Origin of the sequence: Brevundimonas sp. UBA7534, assembly GCF_002479325.1 — a bacterium.
Classification (GTDB): domain Bacteria; phylum Pseudomonadota; class Alphaproteobacteria; order Caulobacterales; family Caulobacteraceae; genus Brevundimonas.
The window spans coordinates 224-4973 of the sequence record NZ_DLMO01000068.1; the positions used below are offsets into that span (position 1 = coordinate 224).

Annotated in this window: 3 protein-coding genes; all 3 read right to left on the bottom strand. The window is 69.6% G+C overall.

Features of this window, described 5'->3' with window-relative positions; translation table 11 throughout:
* Positions 1–53: 53 nt before the first annotated feature.
* Positions 54–1049 carry a 4-hydroxythreonine-4-phosphate dehydrogenase PdxA gene (pdxA, locus tag B2U11_RS05220; RefSeq protein WP_292070387.1) on the bottom strand — a complete coding sequence of 332 codons (996 nt, stop codon included), beginning with the start codon at positions 1047–1049 and terminating at the stop codon, positions 54–56.
* Positions 1046–2320: a peptidylprolyl isomerase gene (locus B2U11_RS05225; protein WP_292070390.1), complete on the bottom strand. Its 1275-nt coding sequence runs from the start codon at positions 2318–2320 to the stop codon at positions 1046–1048. The genes pdxA and B2U11_RS05225 overlap by 4 nt, the downstream gene beginning before the upstream one ends.
* A gap of 163 nt (positions 2321–2483) precedes the next feature.
* A partial coding sequence (locus B2U11_RS05230) for an LPS-assembly protein LptD (protein WP_292070391.1) occupies positions 2484–4750 on the bottom strand: 2267 nt, incomplete at its 5' end.

The following is a 4750-nucleotide window of genomic DNA, read 5'->3' on the forward strand; positions in this document are numbered from 1 at the left end:
CCGTGGGCGTCGAGCGTTTCGCGAAGGGAGGGCAGGTCGGTCACCGCGCCCTGTTAGCGCGCCGCGCGCGCCGCCGCCATCTCCGAGGCCAGGCGGATCGCGGCGATCAGGCTGTCGGGCCGCGCGATCCCCCGACCGGCGATGTCGAAGCCGGTGCCGTGGTCGGGCGATGTGCGGATGATCGGCAGGCCCAGCGAGACGTTCACCCCGCCCCAGAAGTCCAGCGTCTTGACCGGGATCAGCGCCTGATCGTGATACATGCAGATGGCCGCGTCATAGGTCGCGCGCGCGTCTTCATGAAACAGGGTGTCGGCCGGCTTCGGGTCGGTGATGTCGATCCCCTCGCCGCGCAGCTGTTCGGCCACGGGAATCAGGGTCTCGATCTCCTGCAGGCCCAGGGCGCCGCCCTCGCCAGCATGGGGGTTCAGGGCGGCCATGGCCAGGCGGGGCCGGGCGACGGCGAAGTCGCGCTTCAGACTTTCGTGGACCACCCGGGCGGTGCGGGCCACCCGCTCGGCGGTCACAAGTTCGGCCACCTGGTCCAGCGCCACGTGGATCGTCACCAGGCAGGCGCGCAGATCCTTGGCCGTCAGCATCATCACCGGTCCGCGCGTGCCCGGATAGGGCGCGTCCGCGGTCAGCTCGGCGATGAATTCGGTGTGGCCCGGAAAGCGGAAGCCCGAGGCGTACATCGGGGCCTTGGCGATCGGGGATGTGACCAGGCCCGAGGCCTGGCCCGCCAGACACAGGCTGACGGCCTCCTCGACGCCGTCGGCGACGGCCGCGGCGTTGGCCGGGTCGGGCTGGCCGATCACGACCGGCGCGGGCAGGGGACGGTGGATGACTGGCAGGGCGCGCGCGAAGGCTTCGGCCGCATCCAGCGGTGCGAACACCTCGGCCACCGGAATGTCCTGACGACGCAGCAGGTCCGCATCGCCAATGACGGCGAACGGCAGGGCGTCGTTCGGACGCGCGCGCCAGGCCGCCGCGATGATCTCCGGCCCGACGCCGGCGGGCTCGCCCAGCGTCAGGACCAGAGGCCGGGTCACTTGAACTCGATCAGGGCGTCATTGCGCAGGTCGCGCAGATAGCGCCGCTCCAGCACCTGCAGGTTCTGCGAGCGCAGGCGGCCTTCGACCTGCTGGCGCGACGGCGCTTCGGGACCCCCGATCCGGCGACCGCACACGGCGACCAGATGCAGCCCCAGCGGCGTGCGGATCGGGGTCGAAACCGTGCCGACTTCCCCGGTGCGGGCGAACTGCTGGAACTGGGGTGCCAGGTCGCCGACGTCCGACTCGCCCAGGTCCGCGCCCAGCACGCCCTGGGTCGCGCGCGCCTGCGACAGGATATTGTCGCACGTCAGACCTTGGCGCAGGCCCTCCAGGGTGCGGGTCGCCTCGGCCACCTGGGCCTCGGTGGCGGTCTCGGGCAGCTGCACCATCACCTGCTTCATCGACACCAGGCTGGCCGCCGCGCCGTCGCGCTTGTCGCGCATGTAGATGATGTACACGCCGCCATCGACCGCGATCGGATTGGACAGCTGGCCCGGCTGAAGCTGGTCGAACACGGCCTGAAGCGCCGGCTGGACCGAGCCCTTGACCAGCCATCCGGCGTCGCCCGGCACGCGGGCGGCGGCGGAAGGGGCGGCCGAGAACTGCCGCGCCACGGCTTGGAACGGGGCGCCCTGGATGATCTGCTGCACCAGTTGCTGGGCGCCGTTCATGGCCGCCTGCTGGCCGCCCACGCGCGCCGCCTCGATGTAGATTTCGCCGATCAGATACTGGGGTTGCGAAGCCGCCTGGTTCAGGCGGCGCATTTCCTGGTCGACCTGGGCCGGCGTCGGACGGGCGCGGCTGCCGAAGCGGCCGCCGACCAGTCGGCTCCAGCCGATATCGGTGCGCAGGTTCTGGCGAAAGGCGTCGGGCTGGATGCCGCCCTGGCGCAGATAGTCCAGATAGGCCTGGGCCGTCGTTCCCGCGGACTGCGCCATGCCGGCGATCTCTTCGTTCACGTCGGCGTCGCTGACTTGCAGCTGGTCGGCGAACTGGGCCAGTTCGCCGGCCTTCAGCTGGTCTTCGATCAGGGCGTTCAGCGCCGCCTGCTGGATCGCCGGCAGGTTCTCCTGCGTCGGCTGGACCTGCGACGAGGCGATCAGCATCAGCATCCGCTGGCGCAGGTCATAGCCGGTGATGATGCGGTCGTTGACGGTGGCGACGATGCCGTCGGCCATCTCGAACTGCGGCTCCGCGGCCTGGCGGGCGGGCGCTTCCTCCGCGGCGGGATTAAGCGCGCCGGCGGCGGGCGGTTGCGCCGGCGTCAACGAAGGAACTGTCTGACCATGAGCCGAACCGGCGAGGAGGACCGCCGCGAGCGCAGCCCCCGTCGAATAACGCATCAAACCCATCGGTCGTCCTGATTCCTCAAAGCGGTCCACCCGGCCGCGCCGGGCCGTCGCAATGACCGCGCCCCGTCAAGCCTCATGCTCAACGCATTTCGCTCTGTCCATAACCTGAACCTCCGAAAGTGGCGAGGTTTAGGCGCACATAGACCCCTTCGGAGGGGCCGCTGGGCCGCACGCGCGTGTTGTCGCGGCGAAAACCCAGTTCGAACCGGAAACAGTCGTCGTCGAACAGCAGGCCCACTTCCGAGCGGGTGATGACATCACGCTCCAGGTCCGCAATGCCCGCGACGGTGAAGCCCCAGTTGCGGTAGACGAACTGCTGGCCGGCCAACTGGATGAATTCGTAGTTGCGGTTCAGCGACCCCAGCGGCGGCCCGCCCGGGTTGGCGGGATCGGGCCGGTCCTCGATGTAGAGCGGATCGGAACGGTCGACGATGTAGCTGATGCTGGCCAGGTTGCGCCGTCCCCAGCGCCCGTCCACGGCCGCCTCGGCGCGGCGGATGTCGCCCGAGCCGTCGATGGTGGCGTGGCCCCAGCTGCGGATGCGGTCGGACGGCGAGAAGCTGCCCTGCACCACCCAGTCGGACGTCTCCGAGGCCAGGCCAGTGGGGTCGTAAAGTCGTGTCGGGTCGTCGGGGATCGGTGTGCGGAAGGCGTCTTCCTGGTCGAAGCGATGGCTGCGGCCGACGAACAGGCTGGCGCTGCGGCCCTCGGCCCAGCGGATGGTGGCGCGGCCGCCCGCGGTGAACCGGGCGCCGCCCTCCAGCAGGTCGTAGCCCGAGAAGCGGTCCATGCGGAACAACGAGGATTCGTCCAACTCGACAATCTGGGCGTCCTCGTTGGGGATGCGCGGATCCAGGTCCGGGGCTGTCGAGACCGACAACTGGGCGACGGGCTCCAGGATGATGTCCGCCTCGGCCGTGCGCCGGATCAGCGGATAGCTGACGTCCACGCCCGCGCTCAGCCGTGTGCGGCTCAGCGTGGCGTCGTCCGGATCGACGCCCAGGACCGGCGGAAGATCGCCGACCGAATAGACGTCGGCCCGGCCGTCGACGAAGGGCTCCCACCGCACGCCCAGGGGCGAGATCAAGGCCCGACGCCATTCGAACTGGCCCGTGACGCGGCGGGTGTCGACGCCGCCGACCCCAACCGTCGACGTCGGCAGCAGTTCGGGCCTCAACACCGGCGAACCCACATAGGCGTCGCGATAGAGCGAAACCGCCGAACCCTTCAGCCGCAGCCGGCCGCCCAGGACAGGGCCGTCCGGTTCCCAGCGGGCGTCGATCAGGGGCGCCACCAGCGGCAGGGTGTCGTCGTCCTCGAACACCTTGAAGCCGTCGGCGTCGCGGAAGTCGGTGTCGGCGAAGCGCGGGTCCAGCCGCAGGCTCTGGATCGAGAAGGCCGCGACGGACAGATAGGATCTCTCGCTCTGGCGCTCGGCGTACAGCTGGCTGATCAGACGGCGGCGGTCGCCGTAGTACAGGCCGTTATCCTGATACGGGTCGCGGATATCGTAGCGGTCGAAAAGGGTCTTGTCCGAGGTGCGTTCGGCGGTGAAGCCGAACCGCCACGGTCCTTCCGGATCGAACTCGCCATGCGACAACAGATAACTGCGGTGGTCGCGGTCGCCGAAGCGGACGTTGCTCTCGAAGTCGCCGTCGCCGTTCAGGTCGAAGTCGCCGAAATTGCGCTCGTAGGTGTAGCCGCCGCGCACCACGACCTGGCCGTTCACGAACCGACGCCGCCATTGCAGGTTCAGCAGCGGCGCGACCTCGGTGTTGATCTGCGGGCTGATCAGCCAGTCCTCGGACGGCGACACCACGATCAGATAGGGCAGTTCGACCGAGACGCCGCGGCCCTCGTCATAATTGACGATCGGCACCAGCAGGCCCGAGGCCCGCTCCACCGTTGGATCCGGGTGGGCGAAGAAGGGCGTGTAGAAAACCGGCACACCGCCGATGCGGAAAACGGCGTTGCGGTACAGGATCGCGCGCAGCGCCTCGTCCTGGACCACCTTTTCGGCCTGGATCGACACGCTGGGCGTCTTGGGGCCGTTGGCGTCGCAGATCGGGCAAGGGGTGAAGATCGCGTAGTTCAGCTCGTTTGCGGTTTCGCTGCGGCGCACGGCCGTGGCGGCCATCAGGCTGGCGCCGTCCGGCGTGCGGGTGGCGAAGTCGACGGCCACGCCGGCGTTCAGGTTCTGGTCCAGCTCCAGGCGGCTGGCGTGGACCACGGTGCCGTCCGGCGCGGTCGCCTCCACCTGGCCCTGGGCCGCGGCCGTGCCGGCCGCCAGATCGTAGGAAACGCTCTCCCCGCGCAGGGTGTGGCCGCGGGTGCGCAGATAGACGC